11 protein-coding genes are annotated in these 16,922 nt (G+C 71.5%); 7 read left to right on the top strand and 4 right to left on the bottom strand.

Annotated elements, in window-relative coordinates; genetic code table 11:
* Positions 1 to 115 precede the first annotated feature (115 nt).
* The 6 genes from eccCa to mycP all read left to right on the top strand — a co-directional run bounded on the left by eccCa (position 116) and on the right by mycP (position 9,077).
* Complete coding sequence (gene eccCa / locus ACZ6YV_RS29735) at positions 116 to 4,078, top strand: type VII secretion protein EccCa (protein WP_465512747.1); 3,963 nt, start codon at positions 116 to 118, stop codon at positions 4,076 to 4,078.
* Between the two features lie 99 nt (positions 4,079 to 4,177).
* A complete protein-coding gene (locus ACZ6YV_RS29730; protein ID WP_465512746.1) occupies positions 4,178 to 4,555 on the top strand; it encodes a hypothetical protein in 378 nt (125 codons plus the stop codon).
* Between the two features lie 40 nt (positions 4,556 to 4,595).
* Positions 4,596 to 5,972 carry a hypothetical protein gene (locus tag ACZ6YV_RS29725; RefSeq protein WP_465512745.1) on the top strand — a complete coding sequence of 459 codons (1,377 nt, stop codon included), beginning with the start codon at positions 4,596 to 4,598 and terminating at the stop codon, positions 5,970 to 5,972.
* 10 nt (positions 5,973 to 5,982) lie between these two features.
* Complete coding sequence (locus ACZ6YV_RS29720) at positions 5,983 to 6,408, top strand: hypothetical protein (RefSeq protein WP_465512744.1); 426 nt, start codon at positions 5,983 to 5,985, stop codon at positions 6,406 to 6,408.
* 10 nt (positions 6,409 to 6,418) lie between these two features.
* Positions 6,419 to 7,639 carry a hypothetical protein gene (locus ACZ6YV_RS29715; protein ID WP_465512743.1) on the top strand — a complete coding sequence of 407 codons (1,221 nt, stop codon included), beginning with the start codon at positions 6,419 to 6,421 and terminating at the stop codon, positions 7,637 to 7,639.
* A gap of 151 nt (positions 7,640 to 7,790) precedes the next feature.
* Positions 7,791 to 9,077 carry a type VII secretion-associated serine protease mycosin gene (gene mycP, locus ACZ6YV_RS29710; RefSeq protein WP_465512742.1) on the top strand — a complete coding sequence of 429 codons (1,287 nt, stop codon included), beginning with the start codon at positions 7,791 to 7,793 and terminating at the stop codon, positions 9,075 to 9,077.
* Between the two features lie 69 nt (positions 9,078 to 9,146).
* Here the strand turns inward: mycP and eccB are convergent, their stop codons facing one another.
* Both eccB and eccD read right to left on the bottom strand, forming a co-directional pair.
* Positions 9,147 to 10,580 (bottom strand): type VII secretion protein EccB, encoded by a 1,434-nt coding sequence (eccB, locus tag ACZ6YV_RS29705; protein WP_465512741.1) that lies wholly within the window; start codon positions 10,578 to 10,580, stop codon positions 9,147 to 9,149.
* Positions 10,581 to 10,584: 4 nt separating this feature from the next.
* On the bottom strand, positions 10,585 to 11,967 hold the full coding sequence (gene eccD / locus ACZ6YV_RS29700) for a type VII secretion integral membrane protein EccD (protein ID WP_465512740.1): 1,383 nt from the start codon (positions 11,965 to 11,967) through the stop codon (positions 10,585 to 10,587).
* A 102-nt stretch (positions 11,968 to 12,069) separates the two neighbouring features.
* On the opposite strand from eccD, the gene ACZ6YV_RS29695 reads away from it, so the two are divergent.
* The gene (locus ACZ6YV_RS29695) at positions 12,070 to 13,506 is read left to right on the top strand and encodes a serine/threonine protein kinase (protein WP_465512739.1); all 1,437 of its coding nucleotides are present in this window, start codon (positions 12,070 to 12,072) and stop codon (positions 13,504 to 13,506) included.
* Between the two features lie 90 nt (positions 13,507 to 13,596).
* On the opposite strand, the gene ACZ6YV_RS29690 is transcribed toward ACZ6YV_RS29695, so the two are convergent.
* Complete coding sequence (locus ACZ6YV_RS29690) at positions 13,597 to 15,795, bottom strand: DUF4129 domain-containing transglutaminase family protein (protein ID WP_465512738.1); 2,199 nt, start codon at positions 15,793 to 15,795, stop codon at positions 13,597 to 13,599.
* The gene (locus ACZ6YV_RS29685; RefSeq protein ID WP_465512737.1) at positions 15,792 to 16,919 is read right to left on the bottom strand and encodes a DUF58 domain-containing protein; all 1,128 of its coding nucleotides are present in this window, start codon (positions 16,917 to 16,919) and stop codon (positions 15,792 to 15,794) included. Before ACZ6YV_RS29685 ends, ACZ6YV_RS29690 begins: the two co-directional genes overlap by 4 nt.
* Positions 16,920 to 16,922: the final 3 nt, after the last annotated feature.

Below are 16,922 nucleotides of genomic sequence, written 5' to 3'. Positions count from 1 at the left end.
CCGCCGAAATGGATCCTTACGCCTCAAGCTAGCCAGGGAACCGGCGCGATCAGCGGGTTCGGCACGTTCCTGCCATCACGCCCTGCCCGCGCCGTGATCGGCTGACGATTGCGGTGTGACGACCATCGTGGTGAAGAGACCGGCCAGGAGGCCCGCGCCGGAGTTGCCCGCCGGCGAACTGATCCTGCAAGCACCGCCGGAGATCCCGCCGCCGCCCGGCCGGCAATGGCTGCAGGTGCTCACCGTGGTGCCGATGGTGGCCATGATGGGCGGGATGATGCTGATGCTCTCCGGCAGCATGAACGGATCGATCCGGTTCGTCGTGTACGGCCTGATGGGCGTCGGCATGCTCGGCATGGTGGTGACGGGCTTCCTGCAGAGCGGCGGCCCGAGCAAACGGGAAATGGGGCATGCCCGGCGCAAGTACCTTCGCCAGCTGGCCCAGCACCGGCTACGGCTGCGACGCTCGGTGGGCGGGCAGCGGGACGCGATGGAGTACCTGCACCCGGATCCGGTGTCGCTGTGGTCGCTGGCCGCCAGCTACCGGCTGTGGGAGCGGCGCAAGGACGACCCGGACTTCGGCATCGCCCGGATCGGCACCGGCGCGCAGGCCCCGGCGACCACCCTGGTCTCGCCGGACACCAAACCGCTCGAAGAGCTGGAACCGTTGTCCGCCTTGGCCTTGCGTCGGTTCATCACCACGTACACGACGATCGACGGGCTGCCGCTGGGGATCGCGATCAACGGCTTCAGCCGGATCTACCTGCGCGGCGACCGGGCGCGGCTTCTCGGCCTGCTGCGCGCGATGCTGGCCCAGCTGTCCACTTTCCACTCGCCCGACGACCTGCGGATCGCGGTGTGCGTCGGCGAGCGGGAGCGCGCCGACTGGGAGTGGATCAAGTGGCTGCCGCACGCGCTGCACCCGGAACGCAGCGACGCGCTCGGCCCGCTTCGCCTTGTAGCCCCGACGATTCCAGCACTGGAAGCGATGCTGGAAGAGGAGCTGGCCAGGCGGCCGAGGTTCGATCCCGAGGTGGACACCCGGGTCTCCGGTCCGCAGCTCGTGGTCGTGCTGGACGGCGGTTCGATGGCCGGATCGGACCATCTGATGACCGGCGGCGGCGTCGAGGGCGTGACGGTGGTCGACCTGACCACGATGCCGCCGAGGGCGTTGGACCGCACCACCGTGGTGCTGGACGTGGCCGAGGACGGCGATCTGGTCAGCGAGACGATCGACGGCGAAGTCCCGCTCGGCGAGGCGGACACGCTCGGCGCGGTGGCCGCCGAAGGGCTCGCCCGGCAGCTCGCTCCGCTGCGGCTCACCGCGGGCGTGCGCGGCGACGCGCCGATGACCAGCGAACTCGGCCTCGCCGAACTTCTCGAACTCGGCGACCCGTACGAGTTCGACCCGGCCGACACCTGGACGCCCCGGCCGAACCGGGACCGGCTGCGGGTCAAGATCGGGATCCACCCGGACGGTGCGCCGATCGAGCTCGACCTCAAGGAGTCCGCGCAGGACGGCATGGGCCCGCACGGCCTGCTGATCGGCGCGACCGGTGCGGGCAAGTCCGAGCTGCTGCGGACGCTGGTGCTGGCGCTGGCCGCGACCCATCCACCGAGCTCGCTGAACTTCGCGCTGGTCGACTTCAAGGGCGGCGCCACCTTCACCAGGCTGGACTCGCTGCCGCACACCAGCGCGGTGATCACCAACCTCGCCGAGGAACTGCATCTCGTCGACCGGATGACCGACGCCATCAACGGCGAACTGATCCGACGGCAGGAACTGCTGCGCGCGGCCGGGAACTTCGACTCGCTGCGCGACTACGAGAAGGCCCGTGCGGCGGGTGCCCCGCTGCCCGAGGTGCCGACCCTGCTGGTGATCTGCGACGAGTTCTCGGAGCTGCTGTCCGCCAAGCCGGATTTCATCGACATGTTCGTCCAGATAGGCCGGTTGGGCCGGTCGCTCGGAGTGCATCTGCTGCTCGCCTCGCAGCGACTGGACGAGGGCAGGCTTCGCGGCCTCGAAGGACATCTCTCCTACCGGATCGGGCTGCGCACGTTCTCCGAGATGGAGAGCCGGACGGTGCTCGGAATGCCGGACGCGTTCCGGCTTCCGAGGGCGCCCGGCCACGGTTTCCTCAAGGTGGGAACCGAACAGCTCGACCGGTTCCGCTCGGCCTACGTCTCCGGCGTGTACCAGCGCCAGACCGGGCGCGCGGCGTCCCTCACCCCGCAAGAACAACTGGTGTTGCGCGAATACACCACGCACTATCTGGCCGCCGAACTGGACACCGGCGACGAACCCGAGACCCCCGAACCGGACCAGGACACCGCGGTCGGCGAAACGTTGCTGGACATCCTGGTGGACCGGTTGCAGGGCCAGGGCACACCGGCGCATCAGGTGTGGCTGCCGCCGCTGGACGAGTCGCCGACGTTGGACGCGCTGCTGCCCGCACTCGTCACCGACCCCGCGCGCGGTCTGACCACCGAGCGGCCGGACGGACTGCGGCCGGTGCTCGGGATCGTGGACCGGCCCTACGAGCAGCGCCGTGATCCACTGCGGCTCGACCTGTCCGGCGCGGCCGGGCACGTGCTGGTGATCGGCGCGCCGCAGACCGGTAAGAGCACCACACTGCGCACGCTGATCGGCAGCCTCGCGCTCACTCACACCCCGCGCGAGGTGCAGTTCTACTGCCTCGACTTCGGCGGCGGCACGCTCGCCTCGATCGCCGGCCTTCCGCATGTCTCCGGGGTGTCCGGGCGGCTGGACACCGGCGCGGTGCGCCGCACCGTCGCCGAGGTGGCCTCCGTCCTGGCACAGCGGGAACGGCTGTTCGCCGAGCACGGGATCGACAGCATCGTCACCTATCGCAAGCTGCGCGCCGAGGGCCGGTTCGCCGACCAGCCCCACGGCGACGTGTTCCTGGTCGTCGACGGCTGGCAGACCCTGCGCACCGAGTTCGACCAGTTGGAGGAGATGGTCGGGGACATCGCCGCCCGTGGCCTGTCCTACGGCGTGCACCTGGTGGTGAGCTGTTCCCGCTCCTTCGACCTGCGCATGAACGTGCGGGACCTGTTCGCCAGCAGGCTGGAACTGAAGATCGGCGACCCGATCGACTCGCTGATCGACCGGCGCGCCGCCATGGGGGTGCCCTCGGGTGCCCCCGGCCGGGGCATTTCGATGAGCAAGCACCAGTTGCTGGTGGCGCTCCCCCGGATCGACGGGTCCTCACGCACCGAGGACCTGATCGGCGGGATCGGTGCCCTGGTCGACGCGGTCCGGTCCGCCTGGCCCGGCGAATCCGCGCCACCGGTCCGGCTGCTGCCGGGCACGTTCCCCTTCGAGGAACTGCCCGCGACCGACGGACGGACCGGCGCCGAGGCCGGACTCGCGGTCGGCATCCACGAGAAGGACCTTTCCCCGATGCGGCTGGACTTCAACGCCGATCCGCACTTCTTCGTGCTGGCCGACACCCAGTCCGGCAAGACGACACTCCTGCGCACGCTGGCTCGCCGGATCGAGAACGCCTACACGCCGAGCGAGGCTCGGATCATCCTGGTCGATCATCGTCGAGGGCTGCTCGGCGAGGTCGGCGAGGACTACCTGCTCGGCTACGGCACCAACGACGCGCACAGCGGTGAACTGCTGGCCGAGGTGGCCTCGTCGATGGCGAAGCGGCTGCCCGGCGCGGACGTCACGCCGGAACAGCTCCGGGCGCGGAACTGGTGGCACGGACCGGAGATCTTCGTGCTCGTCGACGACTACGACATGGTGGCCACGCACGACAAGCACCCGCTGATGCCGTTGCTGTCGCTGGTGGCACAGGGGTCGGACATCGGTCTGCACGTGGTGCTCGCCCGCCGCTCCGGCGGCGCGGGACGGGGGCTGTTCGAACCGTTCCTTTCCCGGCTGCGGGAGGTCGGCACGCCCGGTCTGATGATGTCCGGCGACCGGGACGAAGGCCCGCTGCTCGGTGGCATGCGCGCCCAAGTGCTCCCACCCGGTCGCGGCTGGCTGGTGGATCGCCGTGGCCACAAGGGTTTGGTCCAGCTCGCCTGGCTCCCGCCACGGGAGTGACCGGCCATGGCCGGAACCTGCCGGAGCCGCCGTCGCGGTCGCCGTCGATGTTTGGCTTGGAAAGACACGAATATCCGAGGAACGACACTGGAGGAGTACGTGAGCGGCAAGGTCGACGTGTGGATTCCGGCGCTGGAATCGTTCGCGGACATGGTGCACAACGAGGTCAGGTCCGCGCCGAAAATCGAGCGGGAGCCGATCAGGGAATGCGGCGGGCTGGCGGAATGCGCGGCACTGGCCGGTGCCGATCAGTACATCACCGACGCGCTGAAGTCCTTTCTGGAGAAGGCCGGTCCTGGTGCGCAGATCTTCGGCGCCATGGCGAGGAAGAGCGCGACCGCCTACCGGCAGGCGGGTGAGGCGGCGCAGTCGGCGGTGCTGGCGACCACCAGCCGCCCGCCGAAGGAGGAAACGGGCCCTGCGACCGTACCGCCGGACATCCCGTACCTGGGGAACCCGTCAGGACCACTCGTGTGACCGGACATGCCGCACAAGACGCCTCGACAGGACTTGAACGATGACCTACAAAGACGTCAATTTCGACAGCCAAGTGAAAATGTTCCAGGCGGAGCTGCGGAACACCTACCCCGCGCTGACCGCGGCCCGGGACATGTGGTCCCAGGCGGAGACGTGGATCGACGACACGCACGGAACCCTCCGATCGGCCACCAACAATCTCCGTGGGCCCAACTGGGATGACGAGGTGGGCCGGGCTTTCGTCAACTGGGTGGACGAGGCGTGCGAGTCGGGGCTCGGCTCCTGGGGAGGGGAGGAAAAGGCACCGGAGGGCGCGCCGCAGAGGTCCATCGGCAGCATCGACGAAGCCCATCTCCCCCAGCAGATAGGCGTACTACTGGCCGAGATGGAGGCGACCCGGTCGATCATGAACGTGTGGGTCGGGATGGTCAACGCCAAGACCGACCCGGACGAGCAAACACAGGAAGCCAAACGAGCCCAGGAGAAGGTGGGCGGGCTGCTGGACCTGGTCGCGCAGCAGTACGTGCGCACCGGACATGCCATGCTCGCCGCCCGGGGCCGGGCCTGGAACGGGCCGACCCAGCTCGGCACGGGACCGGGCTACAACCAGAATTCCGGGCTCGGCGACGACGGCGCCGGTGTGCCGAACGCCGGAGATCCGCCCGGGGAGGATCCCGGAACGCCCGAACAGCCGAAGGAGCAGAACCCCACCACCACCACAGACCCGGTGAAGGAGGCGACGGAAACCCTCAGCGCGCTGAGCGACGCGTTGTCGGCCGCTGAGCAACTTCTCGGCGGATCGGGCGGCGAAACCCCCGATCTCCCCGATCTCCCCGATCTTTCCGGTATCGACCCGTCGAAACTGGGCGACTATGCCGACTACGCGGACTACGCCGATTACGCCGCCCCGGCCGGCATGTCCGGCCTTCCCTCGCTGGCCGGGATGCCGGACACGGGGGGACTTTCCGGTGCGGGCGGCGCCGGTACGGGCGGCGGTGCCGGAGCGATCCCCGGCGCGGGCGCCGGTACCGGGAGTTCGCTGCCGGGAGACGGGCTGAACGCGAGTGCCGCGCCGATGGCGTCCGGACCGGTCCGCGGTTCGACCGGGAGTGCCGCGGGCGCGGGGGCGGGCGGGATGCCACCGCCGATGATGCCGCACAACGGGGCCGGAAAGGGTGAGAACGGCGGCATCAAACCCGGTGACGCGGAACGCCCCGCCGGACGGCAGCGTGGCAAACCCGCCGGAACACCGGGGGTCCCGCTGCTCGGACGGGCGGTCAACGGAAAGCGGAAGCCGCGGCCCGCCGCACCGCAACGCCGGTGGGACCCGGAGAACAACACCGTGCAGCTGCTCGACGAGGAGCTGTGGCAAGTGAACCAACAGGACAACGCGGCGAAATTCCGCTCCGGACACTGAGGAGGGGCACATGCCCGGAACAGAGATCAACGGCGATCCGGCCGCGATGAGTGCGTTCTCCCGGCATCTCACCGCGCCCACGATGCCGCCGTCACTGATGCAACGACTGGGCGGCATGCCCAGTCTGGCCGGTTTGTTCGAGGGCGTCGCGATGTCCTTGCTGGACAAGGCGGCGACCGCGAGCATGCTCGCGCTGCTGACCAAGATGACCGAGGAAATGGTCACCTACTCCGGAAAGGTCGGCGCGGCCGCGGGCGCCTACTCCGCCGCCGACGTGGCCAGCGCGCTGGAACTGGCGAGCGCGACGGTCAAGGTCGCGAACCAGGGGTTGTCGATCCTCAAGCAGACGGCGGGCTCGCTCAACCAGGCGGCTTCCGCCACCAGTGACACCGGTGGAGCCGCGCAGTCGTCCACCGTCCAGCCTGACTCGGTCTGAGGAGCGCACCGTGATCCCCTACAACATGCTGCCCATCGAGATGCACGTGGAGATGATCAAAGCCGAAAACGGCAACGTCTCGGTGCTCAACGACGCGGCCCGGATGTGGACCCAGGTGCGCGAGTGGATCGGCACGGCCCAGGTGGAGTTGCACACCAGGGTGGCCGAACTGTCTCCACAGTGGACGGACGAGAACGGCCGGGCGATGGAGGAGCAGACGCAGCGGACCCTTGCCGAGCTGAAGATGTGGGGCGAGCGGATCGACGCGGCGCAGCCCGCCGCGGCACTGACCACACTCGCCGCGGCGATCCCGGCGACCGCCGCGGCCGTCGCCGGCTTCTACGGCAGCTACCTCGCGGTGAAAGGACTCCCGTTCGGCGACGCGCTCGCCGTCCCCTTCCAGCAGATGTCGGCCACCGCGATGAACACGCTCGCCGCCGACTTCGATCTGTCGATCGGCCAGGTGGTCGCCGCGTCCGGCGTGCGGAACCCGGCCGAAGTGCTGCCCGCGCAGCAGGTCTCCACGGAGGGCAATTCCCCGACCGACGTGCTCAAGGCGGCCACCGCGGGTATGACGACGCTGCAGGGGTTGCAGGAGCTCAGCTCGTCGCTGACCTCCGGCGGTTCCCCCGGCACGACGGGGCTCGATTCGTCGGCGCTGGGCCAGAACTCGCCCGATTGGTCCGACGGCGGTGGACCGTCCCTGGCAGGCCTCACGTCCACCCTGCCACCGGTGACACCTGGCCTGCCCACGGGTATTCCCGGCGCGGGCCTGCCCCCGGTGTCCGGGGCGCCGGTCGCCTCGGGTCTCGGGCTGCTCGGCGCCGCCGGGGCGAGCGCCGGCGGCCTGCCGATGTCGAAGGCGGCCGTGGCGAAACGCGCCGCCGCGCAGAACATCGCCGAAGGTGCCCCCACCGCGGCCGGAACGAACACCGGCGCGGCGGGGAAATCGGCCACCGGTGGCAGCCCGCCACCGATGATGCCGCCTGGTAGCGGGCACGCCGCCCCGCCCGGAACCCTCCAGCCCGGATCCGCGAACCAGCCGACCGGCCGCGCCGGCTCGTCGAGGAAGGCGGCCGTGGGAAACGAGGGCGTGCCGTCCGAACTCCGCGGACGCTCCGGCAGCGGAGATCCGGCATTCGCCCTCCGGCAACCGAAACGCCCGCGTACCGGCGAATCGGAGTCCACCTCGGTGCAGCTCCTCGACAAGGAGTTGTGGCACACCACGTGATGAGCTGAAAGGACGGCCGAGGGACGGCGGGCACCGGAAATCGCCCGCCGTCCCTCGGCCGTCGTCTGTCCCGGGGCACGCGGCGCCGTTCGAGTGGCCGCTTGCGGCCATGAACCTGTCTCCGGCGGCTTTTCCCCCGGACGATTGCACAATGAGACGACACCGGATGCCCGCCGTCGCCGCCGTACTGGCAGCGGCGGCCGTTCAGGCCCTCGGCGGCGGGGGGACGGCGCACGCGGCGCCGCCGCCCGGCACCTGCCACGATCCGGAACCGGCACGGCCGCCGGTACGGGCACAGCCGTGGGCCCAGCAATCGCTGGCTCCACAACGGGCGTGGCCGTACAGCAAGGGTTCCGGGGTCCTGGTCGCGGTGGTCGACTCCGGCGTCGACGCCGATCACCCGCAACTCGCCAGACCGGGCAAGGTCCGCGCCGGCCGCGACTTCCATCAGGCGAGTTCGCTTCCCGGCGCGTTCGATTGCGTGTCACACGGCACCGGCGTCGCCGGCATCATCGCCGCCGATCCGGCGCCCGGTATCGGTTTCCACGGGGTGGCCCCGGACGCGCAGATCCTGCCTGTGCGGATCAGTGACCGCGACTTCGACAGCCAGGGCGGATCCCTCCGGATCGATCCGCAGGTGGTGGCCAACGGCATCCGCTACGCGACGGATCAGGGGGCGAAGGTGATCAATCTTTCCCTGGCCGGTCAGGACGACTTCGCCGTCATCCGGGACGCGGTCGCGTACGCGGTGTCCAGGGACGCGCTCGTGATCGCCGCGGCAGGCAACACACAGCGCGAATCGGCCGCCGAACTTCCGTCCTACCCGGCCGCGTATGACGGGGTACTCGGGGTCGGCGCCATCGACATCGACGGGGCACGGATGTCCGGCTCCCAGATCGGCCGCTACGTGGACATCGTCGCTCCCGGCGCCAAGGTCCTGGCTCCGACGAGGGTGGGCGGGCACGTGTACACCGACGGCACCAGCTACGCCGCGCCCTTCGTTTCCGGCACCGCGGCGCTGGTCCGGTCCGCCTGGCCGCGGCTGACCGCTCCGGAAGTGGCACGCCGTCTGATGGCGACCGCGAACCCGGCACGCGGCGGCCTGAACAGCCAGGCGTTCGGGGCCGGCGTGGTCGACCCCTACCGAGCGGTGACCGACAGCATGGACACCGAGACCCCTGGGGCCTTGCCCGCCTTCGTTCCCACACCACCGGACCAGGAACAGCTCGACCGGGCCGCGGCCCGTGAGAACGACGCGGCGGCGGCGAAATGGCTCACCGTCGTCGTGACCGGCGCGATCGTGCTCGCGCTGCTGGTGGCGGTGCTCCTGCCGCGGGGACGCAGGCGCGGCTGGCGCCCGGGACGCGCGGCGGCGGTGGCCGCCGAACCGGCCGTCGTCGAGCCTCCCGAACAGATCTTCCTGCTCTCCGGGGAGTGACCGGATCGTCGAAAGCGCCAGGTGTCGTCGACACCTGGCGCTTCGGCGTGGTCATGTTCCCCGGTCTCTTCAGCCTCCCAGGGTCTGGCGCCGCGCGGCGGCCGGGTCGAGGCTCGGGCCTTCGGGCAGGCGCGCGATCAAGCCGGCCGGAAGGCGCACCGGGGTGGCCGACGGGTACCCGAGCATCTTCAGGACGTCCGGCGAAGCCAGCGGATAGCGGCGCCCCATATCGGTCACCACGGTGAGCGTCCCGACGGGCGCCTGTGCCGAAGGCATCGCCTCGACGAGGATCGCGCTGCCCGGCGGCACGTGGACGCGGTCCGCGAGCGGGGTCCCACCGGCGGTCCGGCGGGCGGTGGTCGACATCGGATCCGCGGGTGGCATCGAGGGATCGACGGTCAGCGCGGGGGCGGGAGCGCCGCCGGCGAAGGTCGCGCACACGGTGGCGTCCTGGTCGCGCAGGCGCGCGATGGCCGGACGCGTGACGGGCGCGGCGCCCGCTTCGGGCTGGATCGGGTCCAGCTGTCGAGACATGGTCGCCAGCGAAGGCGGCAGCGGCACGGTCTTGGGTTCGGTACCGGGGTAGGCGGCCATCATCTGGGCGCTCGCGCGCTGGACGTCGTACTGCAGTTCGGAGATCGGCCGCAGGGCGTCCCGTTCGGCGAGGTAGTGCTGCTGCCCGCCGCCGGAGGTCTGCACCAGCAGCAGCATCCCGTTCCGGATGTCGGTCCGGCCCGGCACGGCGGTGGACACCTCGCCCGCCGCCGCCACCGGGAACGGGCCGATCGGCGCGCCTTCCGGGAGCACGTCGAGCCACGCCCGGCCGACCCGCGCCCACGGCTCGGCGGTGAGCGCCAGGCCGGTGCCGACGGCGCCGTAGTCGTTGATCCGGTGCCGGTGCCCGCGCCAGACGACGAACCTGTCGCCGGTCGACGTCGATTCCACCAGCAGCGCCTGGTCTCCCAGTTCCGCGCCGCCGGACGGCGAGACGCCGGCCAGCAGCACCGATTCCTCGATCCGGCTGCCCGCGAGGTCGCTCGCGGGCGCGGAGCACAGCGACCACGCTCCGGTGAGCAGTTTTTCGGGGCCGGGCAGGCCGTCCGGCGCGTCGGCGATGCCGATCCGGGGCCCGCGGGGGACTCCGGCGAGCGAATCGCGCGAAACCCGTTCCGTGGTGCCGTGTTCGCCGAGCAGCAGTAGCGCGGACGCGTAGTTCGCGACGGGGTGCAGCCTGTCGTCCAGATAGACGTACCGGGTGCCGCTCTCCTTCTCCACGATGACGGCGGCGTTCTTGCGCCAGGCGTTGTTCCCGCCGGGCACGATCATCCCGTAGACCCCGACGCACGCCAGCGCCACGATCGCCAGCGCGATCCCGGCGAACGTGGCGCCGGACGGACGGCGGAAGGGCGGCTGCTCCGGATCGGTCTCCCTGGTCACGAGCGCGGAAATCGCGCGCTGCACCAGGAATTGGTACGCCTGCAGCTGATCCCGTTTGGACGCCATGGTTTCAGCCCCCCAGTCCGCGCACGTAGCCGTACAGGCCGAGCACCGAACACGCCACCGGCACGACGGCGATCATCACCAGGATCTCGAAGTACTCGGCGATCCGGCCGAGATACGGGTTCGCGGCGCGGGTGCTCAGCACGACACCGGAGGCGATCACGCCCGCGGCCACCGCCAAGGACAGCGGTCCGGCCAGGACGAGCAGCAGCGAGCGGTCCGTCATGAGCGGACCCGCCAGCAGGCATCCGGCGCCGAAGATCCCGGTCACCAAGAGCAGCGACCGCTGCCGCAGGATCGGATACAACCGCGCCCGCACCAGGAAACCGGCCGCGAGCAGGGCGACGAGGACGACAGCGGCTTCGCTGTCGCTGCGGATCAGCTGCCACTGGCAGTACATGACCACGATCGCCGCGCCGCCGAGCATGCCGGTGAGCAGCGCGTCCGCTCTGGCCACGGCGGCGTGCACGAGGGCGAGCGGTGGCTGGGGATCGTCGCGGACGAGGTCCGCGGTCGACCGCGGCAGCACCGGCATCGGCACCCGGCCGAGCCGCAGCGCCAGCGGCGCGAACGTGGTCGAGAGCGCGAGCACGCCACCGCCGATCACGGCCGCCGAGCGGTAGCCCGCCAGGTCGTCGAAGGTGGCCAGCCAGCCGCCGAGCACCCCGAGCAGGCCGATGGTGGCCGCCCCGGCGAACAGTTCCGGCGCGGCGGTCACCCCGAGATGGCCGACGACGGCCGCGAGCAGCAGCGCCGCGCTCCCCAGCAGCAGGTGACCGGCGGACAGTTCACCGATCGGGTCGTCGCCCGCCAGCAGCAGCCCGCCGCCGGTGAAGGCGAACGGAAGCGCGACAGCGGCGATCACCGCCCCTGCCCCGGCGTCGCGCAGGGCCCGCGCGAGCAGGACGCCCGCGGCCAGCAGCAGCGCGGAAACGGCCAGCGCCCAGGACGCCGGTGACGTCCAGGGCGGGCCGGCGCGCAGCACCGCGAGCAGGCCGAAGGACATCGCCACCGCGCCGACGGCCAGTCCGGTCCACCGCGTGTGCCGCGGCCCCCAGGCCTTCCCGGTGCGGCCGGAGCCGGTGGCGATCGCGTCCACGAGGTCGTCGTATTCGGGCTCCGGCCATTCGGCGCGGCGCGGCGTCAGATGAAGGATCTCCCCGTCCCGGACCCGGTGCGCGCCCAGCGTCCGGTCCAGGTCGAAGGCCGTGCCGTCGGCGCGGCGCAACTGCCAGCCGCCACCGGCGACCCCGTCGTCTGCCATTCCCTCGCCTGCTCGCGCGAGCAGGCCGGGAAGGATCTCGGCGACGGACGCGTGTTCCGGCAGCGCCATGTCGATGCGCCGGTGCGGAGTGGTGATGGTGACCCTGACCAGGCCGGCAGTCTGCATGGGAAAAGAGTCCGCCGACGAGGAGTCCGCCGGGCCGTCACGGCAGGAACCTGCCGCCGGGAAAGCACGACGGATCCGGCCTTCTTGGGCGACAATGGGGTCATGAGCATCGAGACCACCGGCGGACCGAGGCTGCTCGCCCAGGGCCCCATCGCCACCGTCTACGCGGGCCGGGATCCCGTGACGGGCAACGACTTCGCGGTCAAGATGTTCCCCGGTTCCTTCGACCGCGAGACCTCGGCGTGGCTCGAGCGCGAGCGGAAGGCGCTGGCCGCGGTGCGGGCGACGAGGTCGGTCCTGCAGATCGACGAAGTCCTGTCCCACCCCGACGGCCGTTCCGGTGTCCGTCGCGAACTGTGCCCGGGTTCGCTCGCGAACCTGCTGGATTCCAGTGCCCGGCTGGGTGTTTCCGACGTGCTCGCCCTCGGCGCCGCGATCGCGTCGGCGCTCGCGGCGGCGCACGGAGCCGACGTCCTGCACGGCGGGGTGAGCCCGCACAACGTGTTGTACCGCGCTTCCGGCGAGTTCGTGCTCGCCGACTTCGGGGTGGCTCTGCGGCGGCGGTTCCCGCGCGATCCGATGTACGCGGTCGAGTACACCGCGCCGGAAACCCTGCGCGACGACACGCTTTCCCCCGCGTCCGACCTTTATGGACTCGGCGCGGTGCTCTACGCCGCGTTGACCGGCAAACCGCCCTTTCCCCGGCACACCGGGCAGCAGCCCGGCGAGCGGATCCTCCAGGTGCTGCGGGAACCGGTGGCGCCGATCCAGGACGCGAGTGTCCCGCGGGAACTCTCCGGCACGATCCTTCGACTGCTGGCCAAGGAACCGGCCGACCGCCCCCAGGACGTCGCGTCACTGGCCCGGCTGTTCACGAAGCTGCGGATGCCCGGCGGCGAGGTCGTCAGCGCGGACTCCGCCGACGCCCCGAGCGAAGAAGAACCCGAGGTCGAGTTCGACGACTTCGCCGAGGTCCACCGGCCCTCCGCGCCGATCCCGTCTGCACATCCCGCCCGGCCCGCCCCGTCTGTCCAGCCGGTCCAGGTGGTGCAGGCGCCGCCGTCGGGCGGCCGCACCCTGGTCCGCGAGTTCAGCGGCCCGCTCAAGACCGAACGCGGGATTCCCTGGCGGCCCATCGCCTTGGCGAGCGCCGGAGTGCTCGTCGCCGGGCTGGCCGTGGTGCCGCTGTTCCTCGGCCCGGCGGAGATCGGCGGGCAGGCCGTCCCGGTGGCGGCCGCGATCCCGCCGCCGTCTCCGGCTTCCGCGCCGGCCCCGGACGTCAAGCTGGCGCTCGCCCCGCCGCAGGATCAGAGCGATCACGTGCAGCTGACCTGGACCGCGGAAGGCGAACTGGACTTCGTCGTGATCATGGCGGGCGAGCGGCTCGAGACGAAACAGCTCGTCGCCCACCGTCAGCGCAGCCTGGACGTCCCGGTCGACCCGGCGCGCCGGTACTGCTTCCAGCTCAGGGCGACCGACGGCCGCCACATCTACACCACCGAGCCGATCGCGATCCGCGGCGCCCGCTGCAACCCTTGAGGGGTCGTCCCGCCTGACCCAAGGTGAGCGAAGGCGTAACTCGCGTGATCAGGAACGTAACTCGCGTGATCAGAGACGGATCTCGCGTGATCAGGAGCGTAACTCGGTGAAGGGCGCCTTCCCGACCCTCCCCTTGATCGGTATCAGGGTCCGTGGCTCGAGTGCCGCCAGCACCCGAGCCACGAACGGTCTGGTGGCCAGCCCCCGGCGCACCTCGCCGACCTCCTGCCAGGCCCGCCGGACGGCGCCGTCGCCCACCGGGACACCGGACCACAGCGTCACGTCCAGCACCTTGGCCAGCCTGGCGACAGGCTCACGGATCCCCTCTCCCGCAAGCGATCCCGCCGATTCGGCGAGGTCGCGCGGGGTCATCCCGATCCGGAACGGCACGCCGTGCGCGCGCAGCCGGTCGCGGATCTCGTCCCAGGCGCCGAGCACCCCTTCGGCACCGGATCGGCGACGCCGCCGCCGGGCGCGGACGACCTTCGCCACCGGAACCCCGAGAAGCCACAAGAGTCCGAAAAGGACGATCGCGGCGGCGAGCGAGACCCACCACCAGCCCACGCCCGCCTCGGCGTTCCGGTCCTCGGCGGTGTCCGACGGCGTACCCGCCGGAAGCTGGGGCGGCCGCAGGTCCTGTTCGGAGGGCAGTTGCGCCCTCGCCCTGGCGACGGCCTTGCCGGAAGCGGCCTGTTCCCGCCCCGACTTCCCCGCCGAGGCGGTCGGGTCGAGCGGCACCCAGCCCGCGCCGGCGACGGCGACTTCGGGCCACGCCAGGACATCGCGGTTGCGGACGACGTGCATCCCGCCGTCGGTCTCCGCCGAACCGCGGAATCCGACGACCAGCCGCGCCGGGATACCGCTCATCCGCGCCAGGACGACGTACGCGGCGGCGAACTGCTCGCTCGTCCCCCGTTTGCTCTCCAGCAGGAAATGCCGCAGCTGCGGCCAGCCGTGCCCGGTCGGCAGCTCGTCCGAGCCCGCCGCGAGCAGGTAGTTCTTGGCGAGGAAGCGTTCCAGCTGCAGCGCGGTCTGGAACGTCGGACGCAGACCGCGCACGGCTTCCTTGGCCAGCTGCTCGACGTCGGGGGGCACCGCGCCGAGCCCACCGAGCCCGCCCGGTGCCCGCCCGTCGACCTCCCCCGAACCCAGCTCGACGTCGGGTGAGGACCAGCTGAGCCGGTAATTCCGCTCAAGGCCCGGCGACGGCGACTCCATCAGCAGAGTCCCCGCGGACTGGTCCACCAGCGGCGTCACACCGTCCACGCCGGTGAGATCCTGATGACTCGGCAGCCAGGGTCCCGCGAGCCCGCGCACCTTCAGTTCGGCGGCGGCGCCCGCGCCGCCGGGAGCGCCGTCGAGACCCGCCCCGAGCCGCTGGAGCCGGGAATCGGACAGCCAGTTCGCACCGTCGAACCCGTTCAGCACGATCAGGCGCCACTGATCGACGGGGGTGTCACTACGGTAACGGAACACCTCTTCGCCCGGCCGGATCAGTCGATGGGCGATCTCGTCCAGCGGGTTGCCGAGCCTGCTTCGCGGCGGTGACGCGGACTGGGTGTCCTTGAGCGTCAGCGGATCGCGGCCGACCGGATCGAGCACGGCGAGCGCGACCGCCCCGGCGACGAGCGCGACCACGGTGGTCAGCGCGGGCCAGACCGCCGATCCCGTCACTCGCCAGGAGAACCGCGGTCCGCCGGGCGCCCGGCGGACCGGCCGGGTGCGGCCGCCGGACCACAGCAGGAGCCCGGCGGGCAGCGCGTACCCCAGCGCCGCCGCCATCGCACCGATTCCCGTCAACGCCTGATACGCCTGTGCGAGCCCGGCGACGGCCAGGCTGGGCACGAGCGCGACAAGCGGCTTCTTCAAGCGCAGCAACAGTTCCAGTCCGAGCACGACGGCGAGCAACACCGAAAGCGGGACGAACAGGAGCTGTTCGGGAACCGGGCGCGCGGGCCACGTGGACTGCAGAGTGAGCCGCCAGCCTTCGGTCAGGCCGCGCGACACCTCTTGCAGGGAGGTGAGAGTGGGCAGGAAGGCGAGCGTGGTCGAGGTCAGCACCGTCTCGATCAGGCCGAGCAGACCGAGCAGCGCGACGAGCAAAGGACGGTAGGGGACCAGCTTCGGGAACCTCGCGGTCAGCTCGGCACAGCCGTAGCCGAGGAAGACGACCACGAGCACCGGGACGAGCAGCGGCTCCCAGCCGAACACCGGCGCGAACAGCAGGCCACCGGCCGCCGTCGCGCCCAGCAGCCCGGTGAGCGCGAGCCGATCGAATCCGGCGCTCATGCCTTCCCCGCCAAGGTGTTCCATTGGGCCGCCGCGCCTGCCGCGTCGACAGCGATGATCAGGCCGCGGGAACCCGCCGACGGCCTGAGGTCACCGAGCCGGACCACCGTGTCGGGCCGCCAGCGGGCGGCGTGGCCGAGGTCGGCGTCCGGGCCGGTGATCACCACCAGCACCCCGCCGGGGCGGTGGGCCGCGGCCAGGGCCGAGGGCAGCAGCGGCGCGTCGTCCGCCGCGTCCTGGGTGACGAGAGCGAGCGCGTCCAGCAACGTCCTCGCCGCGCGCACCCCGCTGTCGGTCAGGGTGTCCGCGCCCGCGGACGTGATCAGGCGGCAGTGCTGCCCCGCCGACGCCGACGCGTAGAACAGCGAGGCCGCCACCTCGACGGCCTCTTCGAAAACGGCCGGGCTCATCGCTCCGGGCCGCGTGTCGAGTACGGCGGTGAACCGCGGCTGGGCCGGATCGGCGTACTCGCGCACCATGAGCCGCCCGGTCCGGGCGGTCGCCTTCCAGTGCAGATGCCGGACCTCGTCGCCGATCACGTACTCCCGCACCGCGCGCAGATCCGCCGAACCGCGCAACGGCGGGTCGGTGATGGGACCTTCGTGGTGGTGGCGCGGATGACCGGCCTGCGCCGCGCGCACCGAGTGCCGTCGCGGATGCACCCACAACCACGCGGTGCTCCCGACGGTCTGGTCACCGCGGGCGAGGTCGAACAGGTCGGGCCGGTGCACGACGAGCGGGCCGACCCGCAGCTTCCCGCGGACCGTCGTCGGCAGTTCGTAGTGGTAGGTCGCTTCCGCGCCGGGTGCGAGCGGGCGGACGCGCAGGCTGTGCGTTTCGGTCCCGATCCCGTCCCCCGCGGTGAAACCGCCGTGCCTGCGTGAACCGACGTTGCGGACGACGAGCGAGGCCAGCGCGGGCTTCCCGCGTTCGACCCGGTCCGGCTGGACGGTCCGGCCGATCTCCACCTGCGGCCGGAACCTGGTGGTGGCCAAGGCGATCAGCACAGCTCCCGCCGCGATCCCGGCGAAGGCACGGAAGAACGTGAACCCGGCCAGCTCGCCGAGGGCGTAGAACCCGGCGGCGAAGGCGAGCACGATGACACCGCGGCGGGTGAGCCGCACGGC

The organism is Amycolatopsis sp. NPDC102522 (genome assembly GCF_055584485.1).
Note: the sequence above shows the minus strand (reverse complement) of the source record. Positions and strands in the feature narration are given on the sequence as shown.

Bases quoted from the DNA above. Each gene is read 5' to 3' on its own strand.
- ACZ6YV_RS29695 (WP_465512739.1), top strand. From the start codon at position 12,070: ATGAGCATCGAGACCACCGGCGGACCGAGGCTGCTCGCCCAGGGCCCC.
- mycP (WP_465512742.1), top strand. From the start codon at position 7,791: ATGAGACGACACCGGATGCCCGCCGTCGCCGCCGTACTGGCAGCGGCG.
- ACZ6YV_RS29720 (WP_465512744.1), top strand. From the start codon at position 5,983: ATGCCCGGAACAGAGATCAACGGCGATCCGGCCGCGATGAGTGCGTTC.
- eccB (WP_465512741.1), bottom strand. From the start codon at position 10,580: ATGGCGTCCAAACGGGATCAGCTGCAGGCGTACCAATTCCTGGTGCAG.
- ACZ6YV_RS29690 (WP_465512738.1), bottom strand. From the start codon at position 15,795: ATGAGCGCCGGATTCGATCGGCTCGCGCTCACCGGGCTGCTGGGCGCG.
- ACZ6YV_RS29725 (WP_465512745.1), top strand. From the start codon at position 4,596: ATGACCTACAAAGACGTCAATTTCGACAGCCAAGTGAAAATGTTCCAG.
- eccD (WP_465512740.1), bottom strand. From the start codon at position 11,967: ATGCAGACTGCCGGCCTGGTCAGGGTCACCATCACCACTCCGCACCGG.